This window comes from Campylobacter mucosalis (assembly GCF_013372205.1).
GTDB lineage: Bacteria > Campylobacterota > Campylobacteria > Campylobacterales > Campylobacteraceae > Campylobacter_A > Campylobacter_A mucosalis.
Genome location: NZ_CP053831.1, coordinates 1,594,243 through 1,620,063 on the forward strand (window position 1 = coordinate 1,594,243; position 25,821 = coordinate 1,620,063).

The 25,821-nt window shown below is 37.7% G+C and carries 21 protein-coding genes and 2 pseudogenes; 8 read left to right on the forward strand and 15 right to left on the reverse strand.

Annotated elements, in window-relative coordinates; all coding sequences use genetic code 11:
* Positions 1 to 9 precede the first annotated feature (9 nt).
* Both CMCT_RS08210 and dnaG read right to left on the reverse strand, forming a co-directional pair.
* Positions 10 to 996: an argininosuccinate synthase domain-containing protein gene (locus CMCT_RS08210; protein WP_034970418.1), complete on the reverse strand. Its 987-nt coding sequence runs from the start codon at positions 994 to 996 to the stop codon at positions 10 to 12.
* Positions 993 to 2,651 (reverse strand): DNA primase, encoded by a 1,659-nt coding sequence (dnaG, locus tag CMCT_RS08215; RefSeq protein ID WP_034970417.1) that lies wholly within the window; start codon positions 2,649 to 2,651, stop codon positions 993 to 995. Before dnaG ends, CMCT_RS08210 begins: the two co-directional genes overlap by 4 nt.
* A gap of 58 nt (positions 2,652 to 2,709) precedes the next feature.
* Between dnaG and CMCT_RS08220 the strand changes: the two genes are divergently transcribed.
* The 5 genes from CMCT_RS08220 to CMCT_RS08240 all read left to right on the forward strand — a co-directional run bounded on the left by CMCT_RS08220 (position 2,710) and on the right by CMCT_RS08240 (position 6,482).
* Positions 2,710 to 3,735 carry a tetratricopeptide repeat protein gene (locus CMCT_RS08220; RefSeq protein ID WP_034970431.1) on the forward strand — a complete coding sequence of 342 codons (1,026 nt, stop codon included), beginning with the start codon at positions 2,710 to 2,712 and terminating at the stop codon, positions 3,733 to 3,735.
* Positions 3,713 to 4,144, forward strand: a complete 432-nt coding sequence (gene rnhA, locus CMCT_RS08225; protein WP_034970415.1) for a ribonuclease HI — start codon at positions 3,713 to 3,715, stop codon at positions 4,142 to 4,144. The genes CMCT_RS08220 and rnhA overlap by 23 nt, the downstream gene beginning before the upstream one ends.
* Complete coding sequence (gene rnc, locus CMCT_RS08230; RefSeq protein WP_034970412.1) at positions 4,141 to 4,803, forward strand: ribonuclease III; 663 nt, start codon at positions 4,141 to 4,143, stop codon at positions 4,801 to 4,803. The genes rnhA and rnc overlap by 4 nt, the downstream gene beginning before the upstream one ends.
* Positions 4,804 to 4,810: 7 nt before the next feature.
* On the forward strand, positions 4,811 to 5,878 hold the full coding sequence (gene aroC / locus CMCT_RS08235) for a chorismate synthase (RefSeq protein ID WP_034970411.1): 1,068 nt from the start codon (positions 4,811 to 4,813) through the stop codon (positions 5,876 to 5,878).
* A 184-nt stretch (positions 5,879 to 6,062) separates the two neighbouring features.
* Positions 6,063 to 6,482, forward strand: a complete 420-nt coding sequence (locus CMCT_RS08240; protein ID WP_034970409.1) for a TOBE domain-containing protein — start codon at positions 6,063 to 6,065, stop codon at positions 6,480 to 6,482.
* Positions 6,483 to 6,507: 25 nt separating this feature from the next.
* Here the strand turns inward: CMCT_RS08240 and CMCT_RS09625 are convergent.
* The 11 genes and pseudogenes from CMCT_RS09625 to fliK form a co-directional block, all read right to left on the reverse strand.
* Positions 6,508 to 7,008 (reverse strand): annotated as a pseudogene (locus CMCT_RS09625) (methyl-accepting chemotaxis protein); the annotation flags it as partial.
* Positions 7,009 to 7,413: 405 nt separating this feature from the next.
* Positions 7,414 to 8,394: pseudogene (locus tag CMCT_RS09630) on the reverse strand (PDC sensor domain-containing protein); the annotation flags it as partial.
* Positions 8,395 to 8,470: 76 nt separating this feature from the next.
* Entirely contained in the window at positions 8,471 to 9,760 is a 1,290-nt protein-coding gene (locus CMCT_RS08250) for a hypothetical protein (protein WP_176325104.1), read from the reverse strand.
* Between the two features lie 248 nt (positions 9,761 to 10,008).
* Positions 10,009 to 11,682, reverse strand: coding sequence for a dihydroxy-acid dehydratase (gene ilvD, locus CMCT_RS08255; protein ID WP_034970401.1), 1,674 nt, complete (start codon positions 11,680 to 11,682; stop codon positions 10,009 to 10,011).
* The gene (locus CMCT_RS08260) at positions 11,672 to 12,835 is read right to left on the reverse strand and encodes a hypothetical protein (RefSeq protein ID WP_051654942.1); all 1,164 of its coding nucleotides are present in this window, start codon (positions 12,833 to 12,835) and stop codon (positions 11,672 to 11,674) included. The genes ilvD and CMCT_RS08260 overlap by 11 nt, the downstream gene beginning before the upstream one ends.
* Before the next feature lie 9 nt (positions 12,836 to 12,844).
* The gene (locus tag CMCT_RS08265; RefSeq protein ID WP_034970399.1) at positions 12,845 to 13,111 is read right to left on the reverse strand and encodes an HP0495 family protein; all 267 of its coding nucleotides are present in this window, start codon (positions 13,109 to 13,111) and stop codon (positions 12,845 to 12,847) included.
* Complete coding sequence (gene moaC, locus CMCT_RS08270) at positions 13,086 to 13,559, reverse strand: cyclic pyranopterin monophosphate synthase MoaC (RefSeq protein ID WP_034970396.1); 474 nt, start codon at positions 13,557 to 13,559, stop codon at positions 13,086 to 13,088. Before moaC ends, CMCT_RS08265 begins: the two co-directional genes overlap by 26 nt.
* 257 nt (positions 13,560 to 13,816) lie before the next feature.
* Entirely contained in the window at positions 13,817 to 15,364 is a 1,548-nt protein-coding gene (locus CMCT_RS08275) for a SulP family inorganic anion transporter (protein WP_176325105.1), read from the reverse strand.
* A 68-nt stretch (positions 15,365 to 15,432) separates the two neighbouring features.
* A complete protein-coding gene (locus tag CMCT_RS08280; protein ID WP_034970391.1) occupies positions 15,433 to 17,034 on the reverse strand; it encodes a flagellar hook-basal body complex protein in 1,602 nt (533 codons plus the stop codon).
* Positions 17,035 to 17,043: 9 nt separating this feature from the next.
* The gene (locus CMCT_RS08285) at positions 17,044 to 17,886 is read right to left on the reverse strand and encodes a flagellar basal body rod modification protein (RefSeq protein WP_169753406.1); all 843 of its coding nucleotides are present in this window, start codon (positions 17,884 to 17,886) and stop codon (positions 17,044 to 17,046) included.
* Positions 17,887 to 17,902: 16 nt separating this feature from the next.
* On the reverse strand, positions 17,903 to 19,324 hold the full coding sequence (gene fliK / locus CMCT_RS08290) for a flagellar hook-length control protein FliK (RefSeq protein ID WP_034970389.1): 1,422 nt from the start codon (positions 19,322 to 19,324) through the stop codon (positions 17,903 to 17,905).
* 121 nt (positions 19,325 to 19,445) lie between these two features.
* Here fliK and typA point away from each other — a divergent pair, with 121 nt between their 5' ends.
* Both typA and CMCT_RS08300 read left to right on the forward strand, forming a co-directional pair.
* Positions 19,446 to 21,254, forward strand: a complete 1,809-nt coding sequence (gene typA / locus CMCT_RS08295; RefSeq protein WP_034970387.1) for a translational GTPase TypA — start codon at positions 19,446 to 19,448, stop codon at positions 21,252 to 21,254.
* Positions 21,254 to 21,967: a DUF5131 family protein gene (locus CMCT_RS08300; RefSeq protein WP_176325106.1), complete on the forward strand. Its 714-nt coding sequence runs from the start codon at positions 21,254 to 21,256 to the stop codon at positions 21,965 to 21,967. The genes typA and CMCT_RS08300 overlap by 1 nt, the downstream gene beginning before the upstream one ends.
* Positions 21,968 to 21,973: 6 nt before the next feature.
* Here CMCT_RS08300 and thyX read toward each other — a convergent pair whose 3' ends face one another.
* The gene (gene thyX, locus CMCT_RS08305) at positions 21,974 to 22,606 is read right to left on the reverse strand and encodes an FAD-dependent thymidylate synthase (protein ID WP_034970384.1); all 633 of its coding nucleotides are present in this window, start codon (positions 22,604 to 22,606) and stop codon (positions 21,974 to 21,976) included.
* A 48-nt stretch (positions 22,607 to 22,654) separates the two neighbouring features.
* Positions 22,655 to 23,287 carry a Crp/Fnr family transcriptional regulator gene (locus CMCT_RS08310; RefSeq protein ID WP_034970382.1) on the reverse strand — a complete coding sequence of 211 codons (633 nt, stop codon included), beginning with the start codon at positions 23,285 to 23,287 and terminating at the stop codon, positions 22,655 to 22,657.
* Positions 23,288 to 23,580: 293 nt separating this feature from the next.
* Here CMCT_RS08310 and fdhF point away from each other — a divergent pair, with 293 nt between their 5' ends.
* Positions 23,581 to 25,821, forward strand: coding sequence for a formate dehydrogenase subunit alpha (gene fdhF / locus CMCT_RS09495; RefSeq protein WP_342354045.1), 2,241 nt, complete (start codon positions 23,581 to 23,583; stop codon positions 25,819 to 25,821).

Consider the following 25,821-nt stretch of genomic DNA (forward strand, 5'->3'; position numbering starts at 1 on the left):
AAATACAGCTTATTTTACAAAGTAGTTTTGTGCTATGGCTTTATCTTCAAATGGTGTTAGTTTAAACTCAAAATTTGCTATTTTTACTAGATACTCTTTATCTTTATAGGCTTTTGTATAGGTTAATGCCAAACGTCCCGCAAACTCCATATCTGCCGTGCTTGCATTAGCACTTAAAAAACTTACAGCTCCTACAATATCATCATCAAATTTTATTTGGTTAAATTTATCGTTTGGGTTAGTTAGTAAAGCATTATTATCCGCTTCATCTCTACCGATAATGAGCTTTGCGCCGTCTTTTAGCCTTAAATGCCTACCCAGCTTTAGCCAAGTGACATCAATATCTCGCATATCTTTATCAAATTTCAAATACTCTTTTATCTTTACTGCAAAGCTTTCAATCGTGAGCAAACAGCCACCACCAGGCGTGGCATAGTCATCAAGCCCATAACTTTTTGCAAGTGCGAGTTGTGGCTTTCTGTCACGACCGCTAATGTCAAGGAGCTTTTGCCTATCCACCCAACCCTCACGCTCAGGCTTTGTAGGTGGCAAGAGCTTAGCACACATGGGACGCAAGACAAGCTCATCTTTATCATCGGCTAGTTTTCTTACTTGATTTAACGCCTCTTTTCGCTGACTCATCGGGCGTTGTCCCAAAACTTCGCCGGTGATGATAAAACTGGCATTTTCATCTTTTAGCATAGAGAGTGCGACATTAAACATATATCCGTGACAGTCAATACAAGGGTTAAACTGCTTTCCGTAGCCGTATTTTGGGTTAAACAAAACATCTTGAAGGTATTTGTTTCTAACATCTACAACTTTAAAACCAGCTCCAACAAGTCCGGCTCTACGCTTTAGGGTTGAAATTTTATCCATATCAACGCCAAATCCAGTATCAAAATACAAGGCGACAACCTCTATGCCTTGATCAACTATTAACTTCATAGCGAGCATACTATCAAGCCCACCACTAAAAAGTGCTAATGCTTTCATATTTTCCTTTTTAATTCAAGTATTATTTGCGTAATTAGCTCAAGTTTTTCTAGCTTATCAGCCAAATTTGAGTTTTTTATATCCTGCTGCATTTTTTCGTAGTATTTTAGCTTTAAATTTATAAGAGCCTTTTGAAATTTCGCCTCATCATCTATAAGTTTTGCACTCTCATCAAGCTCAAGCTCACGAAGTATGATGTCACTTCCATCAGCTTTTGGAGAAAATACAGCCTTAAAGAAATTCTCGTGGTTTAAAAAGTATTTGTGCGTGATATCTTGAGATATTAGCTCTTGTTTGAAATTTGCATTTGCCATTATGCTTTTTAGTATGCAAAGCTCTAAGATGTCCTTTTTCATCGCCTGTGTCGGCAAATTTCTCTCTTTGTAAATTTTAGGAGAAAAGCTCATTTGGCTTTTTAACCCGCCTAAATTTAAAGAGCTAACATCTATATTTAGCAAACTCGCCACAAGCGGAGCATAGCTTGATGCGATTACGGCTTTAAGCGACTTTGTGTAAGCTAAAATTTCATCTAGGCACTTTTGCTTTTGTATAGGACGAGAAAGATCGTAACTTTTAGCTATATGACGGATATAAAACTCGCCTATCTCAACGCCTGAGCTAAAAAGAGCTTTTAAATAATCAATCTTTCCTGCAAATACCATATCAGCCGGATCCGCCCCGCCGTCTATGATGACCACACTAGCGTCTATCTCGTTTAAGCTAAGCAAATGTGCTGACCTAACGGCTGCATTTATGCCCGCACTATCTCCATCAAAGCAAAGCACGATACTAGCCTCATCGCGTTTTAAAATAGGCAGGTGTTTTTGTGTAAGTGCCGTTCCAAGCACGGCAACAGCGTTATCAAAACCAGCATAATGAAGCATAATAACATCTAAATAGCCCTCTGTGATAATCATCTGCTTTTTTTGCGCGATACTTCTTCGTGCCAAATGATAACCATAAAGAAGTCTTGATTTGTCAAAAAGGTTTGATTGTGGGCTGTTTATATATTTTGCAGGATGATCTGAAATAGTCCTTCCGCCAAACCCCACAAGACGTGTGGTGTGAGAGTAGATAGGAAACGTTATGCGATGAGAAAAACTCGCGTAAATTCCACGCTCATTTTGCTTTACTATGCCAACCTCAAGCGCCTCTTTTGGCTCTATTTTGTCATTTTCAAGTAGCCTAATGGTCTTTAGCCCATCATCAGCCCAGCCAAGCTCAAATTTCTCTATCATAGCGTCGTTTATACCGCGAGAGTAAAGGTAGTTTAATGCGTCCTTGTTTTTAAAAAGATCGGCTCTATACATAGCATTTACATTTTCTAAAATATGTTTGTTCTCTTTTTTCTCTGCCATATCTGCGGTATAAGAGAGCGTGAAATTTGCAATACTGGCGACCTTTTCTACTGCTTCTGGATAGCTTATCTTTTCATAGTCCATTACAAATTTTATCGCGTCTCCACCGGCCTTACACGAAAAGCAGTGGTAAAACTGCTTTTGTGGATTTATGCTCATACTTGGATTTTTATCATCGTGAAACGGACAAACGCACTTAAAATTTGAACCCATTTTCTTAACAGGCACATAGTGGCTTATAATATCAACAATATCGATAGTGTCTTTTAATTTTTGTATACTACTAGCTTCAATCATAAGCAAGATTATACAATCATTTGGTTATAATGAGCTAAAAATAAGCAAGAGTTGTGATATGGATATATTTTTTATAGAGCATAGAGATCCTATTTTTGGGCTTGTCGTGCTTTTTGCTATTATTTTTATGATAGCGGTTTTAAGCTACGTTTGGGGTATTTTTAAGGGCAAAGATGAAAAACGCCAGATAGAGAAGTTTATAAAAAAATTTGAGAATTTAAACGCACTAAGTATCGAGCATAAAAATTTACTACAAAATCTCGATATAGACGCACAAAGTTTAAATTTACTGGGTCTTACATTTTCTAAAAATGGCGACTTTGAAAAAGCCATAAGTATCTACATAATCGCACTTGAAAAGGTAAAAAATAAAGCAGAAAAAGAGCTTATTTTAACCGAGCTTGGACAGGTGTATTTTAAGGCTGGATTTTTACAAAATTCTATGGACGTTTTTTTAAAATCAGTCGAGATAAGCCCTAGAAATGCCATAGCTTTGCGGTTTTTAACTATGATAGATGAGAAACTAAAACGCTATGATGACGCGTTAGAAACGCTTATGGCACTAAATGAGCTAGGCGTTGATGTAAGGGCGAACGAAGCATATATAAATGCACTTAAAATTTTAGATGATAAAAGCATAGAGCCAAAAGAGAAAATAGCTAAAATTTTAGAGTTTCAAGGCGACTTCGAGCTTGTAAAACGTATGTGTATGCAAGTTTACATAAGGCAAGGCATAAGCCTAAATAATCTACCGCAATTTCCACGCCTAAGCGACGCGATAGATCTGTTATACTCTCAAGAAAATGCCGTAAATTTAAAAGATGGCGAGTATCACGCGCTATTTTACGCAAAAGGCGTAGTAGACGAGCCTAAAGAGATAAAAAGCTTTGAGCTAAATGTTATTAAAATTTTAAAAGATAGCGGTTTTAATAAAGCCCAGCTTAGCTTTAGCTATGTTTGCAAACACTGCAAAAACTCATTTCCTATGCATTTTTACAGATGTCCAATGTGTCACGAACTAGGTAGCGTAAGCATAATACCTAACATAACAGAAAAACCAAATGAAAACAATATGCCTTTTTAGTGACGGCTCTTGTCTAAATAATCCAGGGCCTGGTGGCTGGGCTTGTATATTAGAGTTTCGTGGTGTAATAAAAGAGCTAAGTGGCGGCCAGGCAGATACTACAAATAACCAAATGGAGCTACGTGCCGTCATAGAGGGGCTAAGGGTGCTTAAAGAGCCTTGCGAAGTTAGACTTTATACAGATAGCTCGTATGTTGCAAATTCCATTAACGAGTGGTTACCTGGTTGGGTAAATAAAAATTTTAAAAACGTAAAAAATGTGGAGCTTTGGCAGGAGTTTTTAGAAATTTCAAAACCACACAAAATTATAGCTACGTGGGTAAAAGCTCACAATGGACATCCGCAAAATGAGCGTTGCGATGAATTAGCTAGAGCAGAGGCGAGTAAAATACAACAAGGCAAAATATGAAAGAGCTAGAAGAAAAATTAAATTACAAATTTGAAAATATCAAAATTTTAAAAGAGGCACTCACACACAAAAGCTCAAAAATGCCATACAACAACGAACGGCTTGAATTTTTAGGCGACGCGGTTATGGATTTGATAGTTGGAGAGTATCTGTTTAAAAAATTTAGCAAAATTCCAGAGGGCGACCTTAGTAAATTGCGTGCTGCTTTGGTAAATGAAAAGAGTTTTGCGACACTTGCAAATGCACTAAATTTAGGCAAATTTATCGAGTTATCAATGTCTGAAGAAAATAATGGTGGCAGAAAAAAACCTAGCATTTTAAGCGACGCTTTTGAGGCTTTAATGGGGGCTATATATCTTGAAGCTGGGCTTGATAAGGTTAGAGATATAGGCGTTGGTTTGCTTGAGCAGTGCTTTCCAAAAATCGACTTTTTAAACCTTGTGCAAGATTATAAAACAAAACTGCAAGAGATAACTCAAGCAAGTCTTGGAACTACGCCAAATTACGAACTTGTAAGAAGCTTTGGTCCAGATCACAAAAAAGAGTTTGAGATAGCACTTTTGCTCAATGGACGTGAAATCTCACGAGCGATTGGCAACTCAAAAAAAGAGGCACAGCAACTTGCAGCTAAAATCGCAATAGAAAAAATAAAAAAATAGGGCTAAAATGAATACTTTTGGGCATAAACTAACACTTACGACATTTGGAGAGAGCCACGGAGTAGCCATAGGTGGAGTGGTTGATGGCTTTCCTGCTGGTATAAAAATAGATGTGGATTTTATACAAAATGAGCTTGATAAGCGTCGTCCTGGTAAAAATAAATTTGCAACCGCAAGAGATGAGTGCGATAGAGTAGAAATTTTTAGTGGAATTTTTGATGGCATTAGCACTGGTACGCCGATAGGTTTTGCGATATTTAATCAAAATCAAAAGTCAAACGACTATGAAAATTTGCGTGAAATTTTCCGTCCTGCTCACGCTGATTTTACATATTTTAAGAAATATGGCATTAGAGATCATCGTGGTGGTGGTCGCTCAAGTGCTAGAGAAACAGCCGTCAGGGTCGCTGGTGGAGCGTTTGCGCAGCTACTTTTAAATGAATTTGACATATCTATAAAAAGCGGTGTTTTGAGCGTTGGGGACGTGATGGCAGATGAGCTTAACTGGGATTTATCAGATAAATCTGAAATTTTCGCGTTAGGTAGCGAAAATAAGATGAAAGAGCTTATAATGAAAATACGCGAAGAGCACGATAGTATCGGTGCTAGTGTTCTTAGTGTAGCTAGTGGTTTGCCAGTTGGACTTGGAGAGGGGCTGTATAATAAGCTTGACGCGGCTCTGGCTGGGGCTTTAATGGGTATAAATGGCGTAAAGGCGGTAGAGATAGGCGAGGGTATAAATGCAAGTAGACTAAAAGGCTCACAAAACAACGATCAAATGGATAGCAACGGCTTTTTAAGTAACCACGCAGGTGGGGTACTTGGCGGTATGAGTTCAGGAGAGCAAGTCGTGATAAAAACGCACTTTAAACCGACTCCATCGATTTTTAAGTCACAAAAAACGCAAAATTTAAACAGCGAGTGCGTGGATTTTGAGCTACGAGGCAGACACGATCCTTGCATAGGTATACGTGGCAGTGTTGTGACAACAGCGATGATTAGGCTGGTTGTCGCTGATATGTTGCTTTTAAATTCTTGTGCAAATATTAAAAATTTAAAGAAAATTTATAGGTAAAAAACTAAAAAATTTTCATTTTTTATTATTTTTTATATATACCTTATTATTGCTTTGGTTGCGACAAAATAGATAAAAATATATTGTTTTTAGGGTGTTATTATATATCTTTGGCTATTTTTGAATTTAAAATTTATTTAAAAATGCCATATACAATTTTCCGAAATTTTTAAAAAGGATAAGAATGGCAATATCTGCTAGAAATCAGCTAAACGTAGCAATCACAGAGGTAAAAACAGGTGCGGTAAATTCGCTAGTTACAGCAAAACTAAAGGGTGGCGAAATTTTAAAGGCAACCGTTACAACAGATAGCGAGAAAAATCTTGGGCTAAAAGCTGGACTTGAAGCGGTATTTTTATTTAAAGCCTCAAGCGTGATCGTAAGTTGCGATGAGTCACTAAAGCTATCTGCTACAAACCAGATAAAAGGCGTTGTAAAATCAGTAGTTGACGGCTCTGTAAATTCAGAAGTTATCATAGACGCAAATGGCGATGAGATCGGTGCTATCATCACAAAAGAGTCAGCTAAAAAACTAGCCTTAAAAGCTGGAGATAAAGCAACAGCGATAATAAAAGCGACAAATATCATCGTCGGAGTGAGATAAATTTGCCTACTTTTGTAGGCAAATTTTAGCTTTTAAACTGATTTAACTTCATATTTAGGCTCTCTACTTGCTTATTTAGCATATCAGAAGCCTTTGATATCTCCTCAACACTTCTTGTATTTTCAGATGATAGTTGATTTACTTTAGTAAAGTCCTGCATCGTTTTTCCAATGCTCATAGCCATTTGCTTAACCTCTTGTGAGGCCAAATTTGTCTTGCTAATGGCATCCTCAAGAAGCCTTGCGGTTTCTTCTATCTCAGCCTGAGAGTTGTTTGAGTCACTAGCCACATCCGATACAAATTTTGAGTTTTCATTCATCATAGTTGAGGCGTCATTTACTGATTGGATTATCAAATTTATCGTGTTGTTTATCTCTATTAGCGACTTTGATGTCTTCTCAGCAAGTTGCCTTACCTCATCTGCGACAACGGCAAATCCGCGTCCGTGCTCCCCTGCACGAGCCGCTTCAATGGCGGCGTTAAGAGCGAGTAAATTTGTCTGATCAGCTATATCGTTTATGACTTGCAAAACAGCCTTGACGTCATCTGTGTTTTGGACTAAATTTCTAAGGCGATTAGATAACTCCTGCTCGGTTTGCGCGACTTGATCTACGTTTGTAACCGTTTTTGCAAGATTATTTTTTGTATTTTTTAGTGTATCTCCCACGGCGACAAGATCTTTAAGCGCCTCTTGGGTTTTTTCATTTGAGCTTTCGCTAGAGGTTGTAACGACTAAGGTATCGTCCATAATACCCTTAATAATCCTAAACTCATCCTCAACCCTAGAGGTTATCTCTCTTGAGGTAGAGCTAAGCTCCTCAGATAACGAAGCGTTCTCGCTGCTACTGTCTTTTGCTTCGTTTATGAGAACCCTTATCTTTTCTATAAAGGTGTTCATGTTTGAGCTTATCTTGCCGATCTCATCTTTTGAGTTGAAATTTAAACGCTTAGTAAGATCGCCCTCACCAACGGCTAAATCCCCTGAAAGCTCCACCAATCTCACAATCGGGCGGAATAAAATTTTAAGCAACAACCAAACCAAAACAATCGCCACAATCGCTGTAACAGCACCGATAGCTAGGCTAAATTTGGCATTTTGTGCATTTAACGCCAAAGCGTCATCAAGCCTTAGCGCAAACAATACACTTAAACCAGTATCTGATATGGCAGAGTAGGATAAAAGCTTGTCCTCTTGGTTAAATTTGTAGTAATAAACCCCGTTTTTGTTCCTATCAATCTCGCTTGCGATAGCCCTTAAAGTTGAGTCAAGATCGGCTATATTTTTGCCTATCATATCCTTGTTTGGATGATATAAGCAGGTGCCGTCTTTAGTGATCAGAACAAAATATCCGTTGGCATTTTTCAAATCATCGCCATTAAACATATCAACAACCTCGCCAAACGATACGTCAGCTCCCATAACTCCTATAAATTTGCCGTCCTTTACTATCGGCGCAGCAAACGTAGTGACGGCTTGTCCTGTTGCCTTATCGGTGTAAAAATCGGTGGTAATGACGCTATTTTTAGACTTTGCTTTTATGTACCAATCCCTAGTATCAGCCTTGTAATCGCTATCTGGCACCCAGTCATCGCTAAAAGCAACGTCGCCATTTTCCAATCCATAAAAAGTGGCTATAAATTTGCCCTGACTGGTTATGGCTTTAATGGAATTTATGTTTTGCTCCCTGTTGTGTTCGCTTAGCATAGTTTTGGCTCCGTCCACTATCGAACTTTTGCTATCATACCAAATTCCAACCTTGCCACTAACCTGCCTAGCGAGTACCAAAGCGCTATCTTCTGCTACCTTAACGATAATATTTTTCGTGCCGTTATATGTCACGGCAACCAAAATGCCAACGATTAAAATCGATAAAATCGACACCGAAAATATAATTTTTTGCCTAAAACCCATTTTATCTCCTCGTTGTATGAAATTGGCGCAAATTTTATAATTTTTTGCTTGAAATATTGCTTTTTTAATCGCCTTTTTAATTTAAAATATTATCTTTTTTAATTTTAAATTCGCCATTTTCTTTTTGCGATATATCAGTTAAATTTTCATCTTTTGGTATATGTGCTTTAAAATAGTATCTATCATCAAATTTTACTTTAACCAAAAGATTATTTATCGTAGTTTTATTCTCATCGCTTGTTGTTTTATCTATGCAAGTTGCGTTGTAGTCGTTAAAACAAACTGGGATTTTTTCTAAAATTTCTTTACCAATAAATTCATTTTTTATAGTGAAGCTGTCTTTGTAGTTGGCGAGTTTTATTATTCTTACAAAGTCGGAACTAAGAACTGGCATCATTGCAAAACCCACAAATACAGAGAACAAAAAAATGTACTTATATTCAAATGTCTTTAAACAGGCAATTACTTTAATAAAAATCAAAAGAAAAAATGTTAATAGTAAAAATAAAAAGTTGATATCTTGATATCTAGCATATACAAATGATATGAAAATAAGATCAAAACATAAAGCCAATATTAAAATAGACAAATTTATGTAATCTTTATACGCTTTGTTTTTATAAATACCAAAACCAAAATATATGGCAAATAATAAAATGTATATACATATAGTCCAATTAAAGTTTTCTAATATAATGTCGCAAATCCATTTTAGCTTTTCAAAATCGTAAGCAAATGGCAAAGCACAAATAACTAACATACAAATTTGCATAATCCAAAATATGAAACTTATAATTTTATTTTCTGTATTATTTTTAAAGATAGCATAGCCATAAGCCATTAAAAAAACAATTGTATATCCAATATATAAAAATGCCAAAATACTAACACCAAAGAGCAAATAAATTATATCATTTAAATTTGTCTGTGGGACTTGACTGATATTTATAAAATATGGAACACAAAAGCACGCACCAAAAAACACACAAAACCAAAAAGTCGTTTTAGGATTTGTTTTAATTGCATTTACAGCTCGAAAAGAATCGTCAAGAATAGATTTTACAGTGTGTTTAATTGGATCAATATTGTAATATTCTAAAAAATTTGAGCTGAGTTTGCCGTATATTTTGTGTAATTCACTCTCATTTTTTAAAAACTGCTTATATAAAATTTTACGCTCATCGCTATCTTTTGAAGCAATATGCTTGTATATAATTTCTTTTTGAGAGGTTAAAATATCTTTTAATTTTTGCAAATTTACTTTTCTTAGCTTTAATGAATTTTGAATATCAAAAATCAAAAATTTACCCAAATTGGCTAGCAAATTCTGAAAATCTATAAGATTTTCTTTTGATTTTTGACTCAAATACCTTGTGTCGGCACTATTTAGATCTTTTTTAATTTCTTTATAAATTTTATCCGCACTTTTTAGTTTTTGATACTTTTGTTTTAGTGTTTGGAGTTTAAATTTTTCAACATACGTAGAATGTCTATCATCAAGCTCATTAAGCATTTTTGAACACTTTAAAATAGTGTCAAAATTTATATTTTCAAGCGTTTGTAGTTCATTTTCTACTTCGTCTAAATCTTTAAAACCCAAATCACATTCAAACATTACGCCTCCAAAATCGCTCCATTGCTTGCATTTGTCACGAGCTTTCGGTATTGGCGTAGCCAACGAGAATTTAACGGCTTATCAAGTGGTTTAAACTCAGCTTTTCGGCGTGAAATTTCATCATCACTCAAAAGCACGTTTATTGAGTAGCTATCCACGTCAATCTCAATTATATCGCCATCCTTTAAAAGTCCTATCATACCGCCCTCAGCCGCTTCTGGGCTTACGTGTCCGATGCTTAGCCCCCTTGTTGCACCTGAGAAGCGTCCGTCCGTGATTAACGCTACGTCCGCACCAAGCCCCTTGCCCATTATTAGCGATGTCGGGCTTAACATCTCTTGCATACCAGGACCCCCACGTGGTCCTTCGTAGCGGATTACGACCACGTCGCCCTTTGCAACCTTGCCACCTGAAATTCCAGCTATCGCCTCATCTTGGCTATTAAAGCAAACCGCTTTGCCCCTAAATTTTCGCTCTCCGACAATCCCAGCTGTTTTTATAACACACCCTTGCTCGGCTAGATTGCCAAACAAAATCGCAAGTCCGCCGACCTTTGAGTAAGCATTTTCTACCTTATGAATAATGCTTTCATCTTTTATCTGGCTAGCTCCTACGCGCTCGCCCAAATTTTCGCCACTAATTGTTAAATTATCTAGTCTTAAAAGCCCATTATCACGGCGTGAAATCTCTTTTATCACGGCATTCATACCACCGGCTCTGCCAACGTCCTCCATATGTACATTTGGCAGACTTGGGCTGATTTTAGCGATGTGAGCGATGTTTTGGCTGATTTTATTTAGATCGCCAACTTGCAAATTTACCCCAGCTTCACGTGCAATGGCTAACATATGAAGCACGGTGTTTGAGCTACCACCCATTGCCATATCAACAACAAGTGCGTTTTGCACCGCGTCAGCGTTTAAGATGTTGCGAATTTTAAACCGCTCATCAAGTGCGATTTCACAAATCCTACGCCCAGCGCGACGCACTAGCTCTTCACGCTCAGGTGTGAGTGCTAAAATAGTGCCGTTGCCACTAAGCGCTATACCCATAGCCTCACAAAGCGTATTCATTGAATTTGCAGTAAACATGCCAGAACAACTACCGCCACTTGGACAGGCGTTACACTCTATGTTTTTTAGCTCACGTTCGCTGATTTGCTTATTTTCAAATTTGCCAACCGCCTCAAACGCCGTGGCTAAATCGATCGGCTCGCCCTTGTCGGTGTAGCCCTTTTTCATCGGACCCCCACTTACAAATATGGTCGGCACATTAACACGCAAAGCACCCATTATCATACCGGGTACGATTTTATCGCAGTTTGGCATACAAACGAGTGCGTCAAGTGCGTGTGCGTTCATCACGGTTTCAATAGAATTTGCAATAATCTCGCGACTTGGCAGAGAGTAAAGCATACCGCCGTGCCCCATCGCAATGCCATCATCAACGCCAATGGCGTTAAACTCAAACGGCACACAGCCATTTTTACGGATCTCATCTTTTAAAATTTCAGCGTATTTATTTAAGAAAAAATGCCCGGGGATAATCTCAATAAAACTATTTGCAATGCCGATAAATGGCTTATCAAAGTCAGCGTCGCTTAGCCCAGTCGCCCTTAAAAGCGAGCGATGCGGTGTGCGTGTGTAGCCCTTTTTTATGATGTCACTTCTCATTTTTATCCTTTAAATTTGCTATAAAATCTTTTGCAGCTCTGTAAGCTCTATCGCCAATTTTCTTGGCTTCTTTTGTGATTTGAGCGTGTTTTAGTTGTTCTATTTTTTCATTTGTCTTCTTCTCAAACTCGCTTATTTCTTGCTTTATACTCTCAAATTTCTCATTCACATCGACCTTGCCACTAAGTTCGCTCTTTAAGTGCTCTAGTCGCTGAGTAGCAACGCTTAAAAATGCGTCTACCTTTTCGTTTTGCTTCATCTCTTCAAGTCGCTCAAATAGCGTAGCACTTGCAACTTCGCTCATTCGTTTTAGCTTTGCCATACCAGTATCTAAGCTATTATCTAGCAAATTTTCAATGACGCTTCTACTTGGCTCTTCACTACTAGCGCCTATCTCTTTTAGCACCGATATAAAGCCTTCATCGATGTTTTTTAGCTCTTTTATACTCTTTGCAATGCCAATCTCACTTGGTGCAAATTTTGCATTATTTTTTAAAATTTCTATAGCATTTGATATGCCCTCTTTTGAGCCCATTATTGCACCACTAACTAGCTCTTTTGCGTAAGCGTGGCTCTCATTTGCAACCTCGATTGATGAGAGTATTATCGTTTTTGAAATTTCAAGTATTCTTTCGCTGCTAAATTCACCGTCATTTATCGTGTTAAAGCTTATGCTTTTTGCTATCTCACAAGCGGTCTGCTCAACGTTTGTGCCACGCTCAAGAGTGGTTAAAAAGGCGTTTTGCGAGATCTCTTTTAGTATGTCAAAAAGCCTAGTTTCACGCATTATCGCACTATTTAAAAGTCCTAAAAAATACTCTTTTTGCAAAAGCTCGCTATCTTGGACGACCTGTTCAGCTGTTTCAAAGGACATCTTTAGCTCAGATTTTATCTCGTTTTGTTTTAAATTTATAGCCTTAGCTATCTCATCAGCTTTATCAATCAGCCTATAAAGCTCTCTTTGCTTTTCTCCGACTAACGCCTCATTTATCGCACTCATCGCGTCGCTTAGATTTTGCAAATCATCTTTGTTAGCTTTGATAAGCTCGTTTAAAATTTCTTGCATTTTAGCCGCTAAATTTGCCCTAAACTCATCTTTATCAAGGCTTTTTAAGCCTAAAATTTCATCTCTTATCGCCCTTTTATCTACCATAACAAATCCTCATAAAACATACTTTGCACTATGTTTTAGTGCCGAAAATATCTCAAGCCTCTCCTCGTCGCCCAAAACAAACACATTTACGCTGTAACTTGCATATTTTTTGTCTTTGCTGAAATTTGAAAACTCTACTTTATGCTCCCTATCGCCAACTATGCTTTTTACGATCAAATTTATATCATCTTTAGAGTCAAGTATGACTTTATACTCCCAAAATATGGGGTATTTTATGTCTGGTTTTTTATCATTTAGATCGAATATATTCGCCACTTTTACCTCCACTTTTGCTCTCAAGCGTGATATCGCTTATCACCATACTTTTATCAATAGCTTTTATCATATCATAAATAGTTAAAAGTCCCACGCTAACGCCCGTTAATGCCTCCATCTCAACGCCGGTTTTGCCCTTGATTTTTACACTTACGTATAATTTAAATGCAAATTTATCAGCCAACTCCTCTATGTCACAATCCACGCCTAGTATATTTAGCGGGTGGCACATCGGTATTAGCTCACTTGTTTTTTTAGAGCCCATTATCGCAGCAACCACTGCGGTTTGCAAAACTGGACCTTTTTTGCCAGTATTTTCTTTAACGGCACTAAATGCCTCTTTGCTCATCGTTATCACGCCACTTGCAGTAGCGATACGCAAAGTGTCATCTTTTGGGCTTACATCGACCATTTTTGGACGATTTTTCTCATCGATATGTGTTAGCATTTTAATCCTTATTTGATTTTTTATGATTATAACAAAATGAGAATTAAAAAAGCTTGGGTAAAAATAACGTCAAAAAATTTTTAGTATTATTTTTTATTTTATTAAGAAAAATTTAAATAAAAATTTTCAACATCTTTATTTTTTATTAATAATAAGTTGGATTTAAATTTATATTAAAGTAGTATCATTCCGATGTCCAACAAGAAAAACCTCCTTTTTGTAACATAGCCCCTATCTCCCCCCAAAGGGGCTTGTTTTTAATCATATTCGAGTTTTATCTCTGTATCGTTTAGTATGTTCTCTTTTGTTGATATATTATCTCTTAGCAGATGTTTTAGCTCGTTAATAGCACGTCCTGAGAAAATTTCATCATCAATTATAACATCTACTTTTGTATTATTTTTATCCACACTTCCAATAAAATCCTCCAAAGCATAAACAAAGGTAATATCCATAAAAGTCGCCTTCGAGCAGTCGATAGTAAGCTGTTTATGATTTTTATTTGGCGTTAAATTTTGGACGATTTTTGAGCTATTTGCAAAAAACATAGGTCCGATAATCTGAACAAATTTAGCATCATCTTTGTCTAAAATTTTAATGTCAAATCTCTTTTTTTCCTTTGAAACGCGAATAAAATATAAAAACCAAGCAAGAACAACGCCAACGCCAACCGCAAAAATCAGATCAACAAAAACAGTTAGCAAAAACACAACAATCATCACACAAATGTCTTTTTTAGGGATAAATTTAATCCTTCTAAGCAAACGATAATCAAGTATATCAAAACCAACTTTTATTAAAATTCCCGCCAAAACCGCAAGTGGGACATACGATATAATTGGTGCAAAGATCAATACCGCAAGCAACAAAAACAGCGAGTGCGTCATACCAGAGAGCCTACCAGTGCCTCCTGCTTTTATATTTGCAACTGTTCTCATAGTAGCACCAGCACCAGGTATGCCCCCTACAAAGCCTACTAAGGTGTTTCCGATGCCTTGACCGATGAGCTCTTGATTTGATGAGTGTTTTGTCTTTGTAATCGAGTCAGCAACGATAGATGTCAAAAGCGAGTCTATAGTGCCAAGCACAGCCAAAATAAACGCGTATGTCACGATTGAGTTTAGGTTTACTAAATCAAATTTAGGCATAACAAACTGAGCAAAACCAGTCGGTATAGCACCGATAGTAGCTACATCTATCTTAAACAAAAAACATATCGGCGTAATAATAAGTAGTGCAAGAAGTGGTGTGGGCACGAGCGATGATAGTCGTTTTGGGCTTAGATATAATATCACTATTGTTAAAAAGCCTAAAATAACGGCATTTTGGTTAAAATTTAAAATGCTTTCAGGCAGAGTTTTTATAGCCATTATCGTGCTATCTACCCCCTTAAGCCCTAAAAGTGGATTTATCTGAAGTAAGATAATAATCACACCAATGCCGTTCATAAATCCAGACACCACAGAATATGGGATAAATTTTATAAATTTTCCAAGACGCAAAATTCCAAATAAAATTTGAAACAGCCCAGCCAAAGCAAACACAGCCATTACCGAGCTAGTATCTCCTGCAAATTTAAATACAATCGCCGCACTAACAACAGTCATAGGACCAGTGGGTCCTGAAATTTGCATCTTTGTGCCACCAAAAACAGCAGCAAAAAACCCAAGAACTATCGCACCCCATACACCGGCACTAGCTCCAAGTCCGCTTGCTATACCAAACGCCAGTGCCAAAGGCAAAGCTATGATACCAGCAGTCAAACCGCCCGTAATATCGCCCTTAAAACCCACGATAATCTCCAAAATTTAAAATAAAGCCAAAATTATAGCACTAAAATTAATTATAAGAGTTAAAGTGCCGTAATTTGTGGCTATTTTTTCATTTGAATAGCAGTTTGTAGCATTTCATCGCTTGTAGTTATAGACTTTGCACTAGCGTCATAAGCCTTTTGTGTGACGATGACTTCGGTTAATGCAGTGCCTAAATCGACGTTGCTCATCTCAAGCTTTCTAGAAGCCACGACAGCACCATAAACGACATCGCCATTTTTATCTTTATAAAAAAATGGTTCACCAGAATTTGGGGTTTTTGTAAAAAGATTATCTCCGATTTTTGATAAGCCTTGATCATTTTGAAAGTGGTAGAGTGCTAGTTTTGCGACATCAAAGGTATTTCCATTTGACATATAAGCGACAATGGTTGATGATGAGTCTAGCTCGTAGCTTTTTAGTATCCCCTCATCATATCCATCTACTTTTGCCTGTGTATCGGCTTTTGTAGCAGAGCTTCTAAGTCCATTATAAACGTCTGTTCCTGTATCTGAGCCAAATTCAAGTGCTACGCCACCTACGTTTTGCAGTGTGTTGCTAAGCAGTTGCGCGTGAGAGTCAAAAACCAAAGTTCCATTTTGAGTATCAACGACATTTCCATCCTTGTCAGTTATCGTAGCTATAGCGTCCCAAGTCGTTGTATCCTTTGTTTGTGGGATATGTTTTGTGAAATTTACGCTTAGTATCTGTTTGCCATTTGGGGTAAAAATTTCAGTTGATAGCTTTTGGGTGTTTGGCACCTCTTGAGTTGTGGTTAGAGTGGTTTTGGTTGTGATAGAATCAGTATCCATATAGGTTATAGGATAGTCATTTATCTGCCAACTTCCGTCATCATTTACCTGTGCGTTTGCTTCGCTAAATTTTCCAGTGCCGTCTTCGATTCTAACTACCAAAGTATCACTCTTGCTTAAATTTAAAACGCTTGGATCATTTAAAACATTTCCGCTAAGTGAGATCGTCTTTTTTGTAACGTCTATCGTGCTTGTAAAGCTAGGATCTGTTATGTTTATTATTTGAGTTTCATTTTTTCTAGTTGAGTCTAAATTTCCACTGATTTTTACCTTTGTGGTTGGACTGACGCTTTGATATAAGAAATTTGGTAAAACTATATTTTGCTGTGAGCTCTCACTGCCTAGCTTTAGTGGGCTTAAATCGTTTATAGTATAAGCCTGTGACGTGCCACTACTGGTTTTGCCATAAAGCGACAATGCTCTATCACTTGGCGTTGTAGGAGTGATTGGCTTTATCGTGCCTTGGACAAAATTTCCTGACATATCGACCAAATTTCCAGCCGAATCAACATCAAAATTTCCAGCCCTTGTATAATATGTCTGTCCATAGCGATCCTTCACGCCAAAAAAGCCGTCTCCGTGTATGGCAAAGTCAAATTTATTATCCGTATTTTGATAGCTTCCGTCAGTCATCTTTAACGCAGTCGTCTGTTTTACAGAGCCAAGCCCCACTTGATCGGTTGTTGGATTGTTTCCAGCTGAGACCATACTTTGATAAAAAATGCTTTTAAATTCAGGCGTAGAGGCTCTAAAACCAGCATTATTTATATTTGAGATATTGTTTGCCCAAACGTCCATACCAAAGCTTTGGGTTTTTATGCCCGAAACTCCATTATAAAAACCTCTTATCATAGTTTTTTCTTATCCTCTATTTAAAAGTCTATTATACTCAGCTTCTGCTGCGTCTGAGTAGGCATCTTCACTACTTGAAGGTTTTGTACTTGGTACTACGGGTGCCGATGGTGCTTCTTTTGGTGTTGGAGTTTGTACATAAGCCTGTTTAGCAGGAGTATCATAAAATTCTTTTATATTATCTACCGGTTTGTACTCTCCAGCTATCTTTACTTGTGCTTTTCCATCTACAAATTTTACAGCTTCAACTGGATAGTTTCCATAAGCTGTAGTATGAGAAGCACCGCTATTATCTATGTATCTTACACCTACAGTGTAGCTTGCTGCATTTGCTCTTGTACCATCATTTTTTAGACCATCCCACTTTAGCTTTTGAACACCAGCTGGCATATTTTCTAAGCCTATAGTTCTTACAACTTTTGAAGTGCTGTCTTTTATCTCCACTACGCCTCTTACTGCACTATTTGGAAAATATAACGGTATTTCTATCTCTTTGTTTTCTTCACTAAGATTCACGCTGTCGCCAATATTTGCCATCTTACCAAGTGATGAGAGTGCGTACATACTTGAGTTTGACTTTAGTTGACTTACTAGCTCTTTCATAGCTGAGTTTGTGTTCCCTTGCATTTCAAGAGTTGCTAACTGACTTGTTTGAGTTAGCATTTTTTCAGTATCCATAGGATTTGTTGGGTCTTGATACTGAAGCTCGGTTAGTAAAAGCTTCATAAACGCGTCTTTATCAAGCTCTGCGTTTGGGTTTGTGCCTTGCGCCCTTGAGGCTTTTGCCGCCGCCTTTTGATCGGCTATCTTATCGGCTGTAAATTTTTGAGTAGTATCTGAAACACTTGCCATTTTTTCTCCTTTTATTTTATGCGTATCTTGGTATCACCAGCTCTAGCGTAGTGGCTGAAATTTCAGTATCTAGCGAGTCACTTTGAGAGTTGGATAAATTTTTATATAGCCTTTTGCCCTGCTCTTGCTGTTTTTGGTTTTGATCTGAAAAGTTCATCTCAAGCTCGGTAAATCCCATATTTACAAGGCTGTTTTTAAACTCGGCTTGGTTTTGCAAAAACAAGTTCATAGTGTTTGTATTTGAGTTAAAATTTAGATGTAGGTTGTTGCCACGATTTATCATCGTCACTTCAACTTCGCCTAAATTTAGCGGATTTAACGCAATATGAACTCTGGTAAATGGAGCCTTATAGTTTGCCACCTGCTCGGCTAAATTCTGTGAAAAGTTTGTTAAGGTTTCTTTAACAACTATGCGGTTTTGTATTTGAGATTGTGCGTTTTTGGCAATATCTCTCACCATAGAATTTAAATCACTCTCAACACTAACGCCCTCATTTGTAGTTTGCATTGCTTCGCTGCTATCTTTAGCCCTTTCTGGATAGAGTAAATTTTCTAGCGTGACCTTTTTTGGTTGTTTTATCTCTTGGGTTGTAGTTTCTTTTAGCATTGCGTCGGCGTCATCTACCTTTGCGTCATCTAAAGGCATAGTTTGCTCGGTCTCGTTTTTTACGATCTCTTTTATGACTTCAGGCGTTGGTTGAGCTAAAATTTGCGGTTTTGCCTCGCTATTTTTTGTGATGTTAGTAGGCGCAACTACCTCTTTTAAAAGGTCGTTTAATTTTGGAGTTTTAGGCTCATCTGTTTGGCTTAAGTTTTGCTCTATATCCTTTTTAAAATCACTCATAAGCTTTGGTTGTGGCGGTAAAACTGGCGTAAAAAACTCATTTTTACCCAAATTTTTAAACATTTCGTTTAAATTTTTGGCGTCCGTTTCGCTAATTGTGATTTTTTCTAAGCCTAAGTCAAATTTCTTAGCTAAATCTAAAAGCTCACTAACGCTCTTAACCTCGCTAAGCTCTGCTACGTTTTGTGCGTTACTTAAGAAATTTGCTATTTTATCGCTAAAATTTGGATATTTACTTATCTGTTCGCCACCATTTAAAATTTCAAGCACTTGCAAAAGTTGCATAAAATTTGCATTTTCATAAAGCTCATTTTTAGTTGTATCATCAAGCTTTGTAGCGATATCAGAAGCCACTTTGGCGATTGCTTCTTGCTCCGTTTTTGCCAAATTTTCATTTTGCATACTTACGGATTTTGCTATCTGTTTAACATCCTTTTCGCTTATGCTCTCGCTCTGTTTAGCACGACTTGCAGCCGCGTTTAATACCATATTTAAAAAATCATCTTTATTCTCTTTTTTTGAGCCAGATGACGGCTTTTTAGCAGGTGAGCTAAGCACTTCAAATGCGCTATTTGTCTTATTAAAAGTTTGCATTTTTGCCCTTTTTAAATTTAAACTACCGACTTAAAGCAATATTTGTTCCAAAATTGCTCTTAAATTTATGTAAGAAATTTTTAGCTATAATCTCCCCCTTACTAAAAACAAGGGATAAATTTTGGAAAATATACGAAATATTGCCGTTATCGCACACGTTGATCACGGAAAGACTACATTAGTTGATGAGCTTTTAAAACAATCAGGCACATTTAACGAACACCAAAGTGTTGGCGAAAGAGTGATGGATAGCAATGACATTGAGCGTGAGCGTGGCATTACAATCCTTTCAAAAAATACGGCAATTCGCTACAAGGATACAAAGATAAACATTATTGACACGCCAGGACACGCCGATTTTGGTGGAGAGGTTGAGCGTGTACTTAAAATGGTTGATGGCGTTTTGCTACTTGTTGATGCACAAGAGGGCGTTATGCCTCAAACAAAATTCGTCGTAAAAAAGGCATTAAGTCTGGGACTTCGCCCTATCGTTGTCGTAAATAAGATTGATAAACCAGCAGGTGATCCAGAACGCGTGATAAATGAAATTTTTGACCTATTTGTCGCACTTGACGCAAGTGATGAACAGCTAGAATTCCCAGTCGTCTATGCAGCTGCCAAAAATGGCTACGCTAAGCTAAATTTAGAAGATGAAAATGTGAATTTACAGCCACTTTTTGAAACCATTTTAGCCCACGTCCCACGCCCAAGTGGTAGTGATGAAAATCCGCTTCAACTTCAAGTTTTCACGCTTGATTATGATAACTATGTCGGCAAAATCGGCATTGCTAGAATTTTTAACGGCAAAATTTCAAAAAATCAAAATGTAACCCTAGCCAAAGCTGATGGCTCAAAAACAACTGGTAGAATTTCAAAACTAATCGGCTTTATGGGACTTGAGCGTGCCGACATAAACGAGGCAGGCACTGGCGATATCGTGGCAATTGCTGGATTTGAGGCACTTGATGTTGGCGATAGCGTGGTAGATCCAAACAACCCTATGCCACTTGATCCGCTTCACATTGAAGAGCCGACTTTAAGCGTTGTATTTAGCGTAAATGACGGCCCACTAGCAGGAACTGAGGGCAAACACGTAACTTCAAATAAGATTGATGAACGCCTTGCAAACGAGATGAAGACAAATATAGCAATGCGTTATGAAAATATCGGCGAGGGCAAATTTAAAGTAAGTGGCCGTGGGGAGTTACAAATTACGATTCTGGCTGAAAATATGCGTAGAGAGGGTTATGAGTTTTTACTTGGACGACCTGAGGTTATCGTTAAAGAGATTGACGGCGTTAGATGTGAGCCTTTTGAACTTCTTGTCATTGACGCACCAGATGATTGCACCGGCACGGTTATTGAAAAACTTGGCAAGAGAAAGGCTGAGATGGTAAGCATGAATCCAACTGGCGACGGACAAACTAGGATTGAGTTTGAAATCCCTGCACGCGGACTTATCGGATTTAGAAGCCAGTTTTTAACCGACACAAAGGGCGAGGGCGTGATGAACCACAGCTTTTTAGAATTTCGCCCACTAAGCGGTAGCGTAGAGCACCGCACAAACGGCTCACTTTGCAGTATGGAAAACGGCGTTGCACTTGCTTACTCGCTATTTAACCTGCAAGATCGTGGCGTGCTGTTTATTGATCCGCAAACAAAGGTCTATGTAGGTATGATTATCGGAGAGCACAGCCGTCCAAACGACCTTGATGTAAATCCTATAAAAGGCAAAAACTTAACAAACGTCCGTGCTAGTGGAAGTGATGATGCTATTAAACTCGTGCCACCAAGAAAGCTAAATTTAGAAAGAGCGTTAGAGTGGATTGAAGACGATGAGCTTGTTGAGGTTACGCCTATAAATATTCGCGTTAGAAAACGCTATCTTGATCCGACGCAACGCAAGAGAATGTCAAAACAAGTCGGTTAATGCAAAATTTCGCCCGCTCATCTTGGAACCCAAGCATTGGCTGTTCTAAGGTGAGCCCGGGCTGCCTAAACTGCTACGCCCAAAATATCGCAACTTATTTACAAAAACAAGGTAACGCCACTTATAAAGATGGCTTTTTGTTTAAAATTCTGCCCGAACGCCTAAAAATCCCGTTAAAAACTAAAAAACCAACGCTATTTTTTGTAAATTCTATGAGTGACATTTTTCACGAAAATATGCCCTTTGATTTTTTAAATGAAATTTTAAAAATCATCGCTAAAACCCCAAATCATCAATATCAAATGCTAACAAAACGCCCAAAAATAATGGCTAAATATTTTAAAAACCACCAAATTCCAAAGAATTTATGGCTTGGCGTTACGATTGAGAGTGAGTTTTTTGTTAGTAGGCTTGAAATACTTAAAAATTTAGACGCATTTGTTAGGTGGATTTCGTTTGAACCGCTACTTTCTAGCGTTAAAGGCATTGATTTAAGTGGTATTAGCTGGGCTTGTGTTGGCGCTGAGAGTGGTGCTAGAGCTAGAAAAATTAATCCAATTTGGGTGCGTGAAATTTTAAGCCAGTGCCATAAAAGTGGTACGTCGCTTTATTTTCACGGCTGGGGCGATAGTGGTGTAATTTGCGATGAATTTGACGATTTTAAAGAGTATCCAAAAATTTTCACGCCAAAAACCTCGCTTTTTGATTTTTAGCACAACTTACTCGCTTAATTTTTCATCTTTTATACAATTTTCAAATATAAACTTATGCTCATCTGGCAAGGCGTTATAAAGCTCATTTGCTAAATTTCTAATCTCCCAAAGAGCTGATTTGTTTGAGCGAAGAGAGAGAAAATTTTGTAAACTTCTAGCATTTATGCTCCACGTAAGCTCGGTCTTGTAGCACTCTGGTAAACAAAATTTGACAATATCAAGGCTAGTTGTTGTGGTAGCTAGAATTTCACGCAAATTTTCAAGTGCTTTAATACTTGCATTATCGACAAGTTCGTTACCTGTAAGTACTATGTATCTACTTGCATTCTCAAAGTCATTTAGCTCAAATTTTGGCTCTTTTTTTAGCTCTTTTAGTGTGTAGCGAGTGGATTTTACGCTAAGACTTGCTATCCTGTGACGAGCTAACTCCTGAAGCAAAGCACGAGAGATACCCTGGATATAAAAGTTGTAATACAAATGCTCCAAAGTCGAAGCGTGTTTAAATTTATTACCAACCCTGTCAATTAGCTCGATGTCCTTTTCGCCGCCATTATCGCCCTTTTCAAAACTCTGCCAACAAGTCCTAATAGCGTGCGAGCAGATATTTAACGGAGTGTGATTTAAAAGTGTGATTTTCATACTATGCCTTTAAAATTTTAGGTATTTTAGCCTGTTAATGCTTTGAATTTAGTTAGTGTAGCTCTTTAGCTTTTCAAAATTTACTATTAAAAATTCGTGTGGACTTAACCGCCTTATGATGTCATCTTTGATTAGCTCGTTAAAAATCGTCGAGGCACTTTGACGCTTAAGCCCTACAAAAGATGAAAGCACCTTAAGAGAAAATGGCAAAAATATGTAATAATAGCCATTTTGCACCAAATCCTGCTCGGTTGCTAGTTCGATTAAAAAATTTGCGATGCGACCCTTTGCACTCTCAAAGAGTATCGAGCGGATAATCTGCCTTTGAAGTATGATGATATAGATTAGCGAATCTGTGAAATTTAGGGCAAAACCCTTATCAGATAAAAGCTTATCCATCTCATCTATGCCGACGCTAAAAACCTCGCTCTCCTCTAAAAACTCAATGGCACAGGTATCATCTAGTATGGTTAAATTCTCTTTTTGGATGTTATAAAGTATGAATTCTTCACCATCTTCAAAAAAACAGAGCTTTGCCGAGCCAGTTTTTAACAGCACCAGCTTTGGAGTTTGAGTATACAAAACGGCCGATTTTGCAAACAACTCGTGTTTTAGTGACGACTTTTGATCAAGTAGTTTAAGGGCGTTATTTACAGGTAGCCCAAGCCTAGAAGTACCCATTTTTCCTCTTTAAATTTTCTGCTTTTAGTATAGTAAAATTTAATTATATTTGGCTTAAGAAAACTATGCAATTTTATGAAAAATAACGTAAAAAAGCCGTAAATATTATTTATATAATTTTATTTATTAATATTATTAGATATATTTTATATAATAAAAGCCCTAAATTTAGGATATTACTATATGCAAAATTTGCATATTATTAATAATTTCTTAAATATTTTAATTAATTTTAAAAATAAATTTATCTTTTGAGTGTTATAATGGGCTATATATTTTTAAAGGAGAGGACAATGGAGAGTATCGTAAAAACTACCTGCCCCTATTGTGGGACGGGTTGCGGTATCGATCTTGTCGTTAAAAACGGCAAAATCGTAGATGCCAAACCTACAGATAATCATCACGTAAATGATGGGCAACTCTGTTTAAAAGGTATGTTTGGCTGGGAATTTGTAAATTCCAAAAAACGGCTAACAAAACCACTTATCCGTAAGAAAAACGGTGTTTATGACAAACACGGCGAACTTGTCGAAGTAAGTTTTGAAGAGGCTTACGAATTTGTCGCAGATAAGTTTAAAACCATAACTCAAAAGTATGGTAGTGACGCCATTATGGGATTTAGCTCGGCTAGATCAAACAACGAAGATAACTATGTCTTTTCAAAATTCTTTAGGGCATTAGGTAGCAACAACGTAGATCACTGTGCTCGTCTTTGACACGCTCCAACAGTAGCAGGTCTTGCTAACACACTTGGAAACGGAACGATGACAAATGATCTTGTTGAGTTTGCAACAGATACAGATGTATTTTTACTAATAGGCACAAACACGAGCGAATGCCATCCGATAATCGCTATGCAAATGCAACGTGGTCTAGAGCGTGGTGCTAAGATGATAGTAATAGATCCAAAACGCACAGATATGGCAAAAAAGGCGGATTTATATCTTCAAATTCCAATCGGTGCAAATATCAAAACTCTAAACACTATGATAAACGTCATAATAAATGAAAATTTACAAGATGATGAGTTTATCAAAAACTATACGCAAGGTTATGAGTATGTAAAAGAGGCCGTTAAAGACTTTACGCCTGAGCGTTTTGAGCGTGAAACTGGAGTTAGTGCAGAGCTTATCACTAATGCTGCAAGAATGTATGCAAAAGCTGGGACTGCAGCCATTTGCTACACTATGGGAATAACACAATTTACAGACGGAACGTCAAATGTATTCTCTCTTTCAAATTTAGCGTTAATTACTGGAAATTTAGGTAAAAAAGGTGCTGGAGTAAATCCGCTTCGTGGGCAAAACAACGTTCAAGGCGCCTGTGATATGGGGGCTTTGCCAAATGTCATACCAGCTGGAACGGTAAATAGTACTTATGCACAAGAACAAGCAAGAAAGGTATGGCACTTTGAGCTAAATCCAAAACCAGGCATAAAACTCACTCAAGCACCAGATAAAATGGATAGCGGTGAGCTAAAACTGCTATATGTCTTTGGCGAAAATCCAGTAATGAGCGATCCTTGGACGGAGCACTTCGTTCACGCTGTGCATCATCTTGACTGTTTTATCGTTCAAGATCTATTTTTAACAGAGAGTGCACAAAAAGCAGACGTTGTATTACCTGCTGCTGGTTGGGGAGAAAAGGACGGAACGTTTATCAACACTTCTCGCCGTGTTCAACGCACCAGAAAAGCTAGTGAACCTGTAAATGGCGTCGAGCCTGACTGGAAAGTGGTGTGCAATATAGCAAACAAAATGGGGCTTGATGGCTTTAACTTTGGCAACGTAGAGCAAGTTTGGAACGAGCTTAGAGAGCTTATGCCAAAATTCTTTGGCGGTATAAGCTATTACAGACTAGAAAAGCTAGGCGGTATATCTTGGCCTTGCCCTGACGAGGATCATCCTGGAACGCCTGTACTTTATACGGACAAAAACTCAATGCTAGAGGATAAGAAATTTAGATTTGCACCAGTCATTTACGTAGATGATAAGCAAAAACGTGCCGACGCTGAGCATGAATTTAGAGCAAGACTTGGCATACCTGATAGCTATCCAGTAGGCTCTGGCACACTTAGCGAAACGCCTGATGAGGTCTATCCTTGTTTATTTACAACTGGACGAAAAGTATTCCACTATCACACAGGTACTATGACTAGAGAGTGCCCTGCTCTTGAGTATGGTGCAGGTGTTGAGGGAGCGCTAATAGAGGTAAGTCCAGATATCGCAAGAGAGCGTGAGCTAGAGGAGGGTTGCTATGCCTTGGTTGAGAATAAACGTGGCAAAATAGCAGCTAAATTACGTATAAATCCTGACTTAAAAGAGGGTACGATATTTACGACATTCCATTATAGCGAAGCTGACGGCAACGAACTTGCAAACGCGTCAGATCCAGATCCGCTATCAGGCATAACTCCGCTTAAGATGACGATAGCAAATATTAGAAAACTAAACGAAGATGAGTTTATAAAATTTAGAGAGCAAAACGAGATGAGTATGCACTCTGAAAGACCTTATCTATCCGTTAAACGTTAA

Bases quoted from the DNA above. Each gene is read 5' to 3' on its own strand.
- dnaG (WP_034970417.1), bottom strand. From the start codon at position 2,651: ATGATTGAAGCTAGTAGTATACAAAAATTAAAAGACACTATCGATATT.
- rnhA (WP_034970415.1), top strand. From the start codon at position 3,713: ATGAAAACAATATGCCTTTTTAGTGACGGCTCTTGTCTAAATAATCCA.
- aroC (WP_034970411.1), top strand. From the start codon at position 4,811: ATGAATACTTTTGGGCATAAACTAACACTTACGACATTTGGAGAGAGC.
- CMCT_RS08285 (WP_169753406.1), bottom strand. From the start codon at position 17,886: ATGGCAAGTGTTTCAGATACTACTCAAAAATTTACAGCCGATAAGATA.
- thyX (WP_034970384.1), bottom strand. From the start codon at position 22,606: ATGAAAATCACACTTTTAAATCACACTCCGTTAAATATCTGCTCGCAC.
- CMCT_RS08240 (WP_034970409.1), top strand. From the start codon at position 6,063: ATGGCAATATCTGCTAGAAATCAGCTAAACGTAGCAATCACAGAGGTA.
- CMCT_RS08300 (WP_176325106.1), top strand. From the start codon at position 21,254: ATGCAAAATTTCGCCCGCTCATCTTGGAACCCAAGCATTGGCTGTTCT.
- CMCT_RS08210 (WP_034970418.1), bottom strand. From the start codon at position 996: ATGAAAGCATTAGCACTTTTTAGTGGTGGGCTTGATAGTATGCTCGCT.
- rnc (WP_034970412.1), top strand. From the start codon at position 4,141: ATGAAAGAGCTAGAAGAAAAATTAAATTACAAATTTGAAAATATCAAA.
- fliK (WP_034970389.1), bottom strand. From the start codon at position 19,324: ATGCAAACTTTTAATAAGACAAATAGCGCATTTGAAGTGCTTAGCTCA.
- moaC (WP_034970396.1), bottom strand. From the start codon at position 13,559: ATGCTAACACATATCGATGAGAAAAATCGTCCAAAAATGGTCGATGTA.
- CMCT_RS08280 (WP_034970391.1), bottom strand. From the start codon at position 17,034: ATGATAAGAGGTTTTTATAATGGAGTTTCGGGCATAAAAACCCAAAGC.
- CMCT_RS08260 (WP_051654942.1), bottom strand. From the start codon at position 12,835: ATGGTAGATAAAAGGGCGATAAGAGATGAAATTTTAGGCTTAAAAAGC.
- ilvD (WP_034970401.1), bottom strand. From the start codon at position 11,682: ATGAGAAGTGACATCATAAAAAAGGGCTACACACGCACACCGCATCGC.
- CMCT_RS08310 (WP_034970382.1), bottom strand. From the start codon at position 23,287: ATGGGTACTTCTAGGCTTGGGCTACCTGTAAATAACGCCCTTAAACTA.
- CMCT_RS08220 (WP_034970431.1), top strand. From the start codon at position 2,710: ATGGATATATTTTTTATAGAGCATAGAGATCCTATTTTTGGGCTTGTC.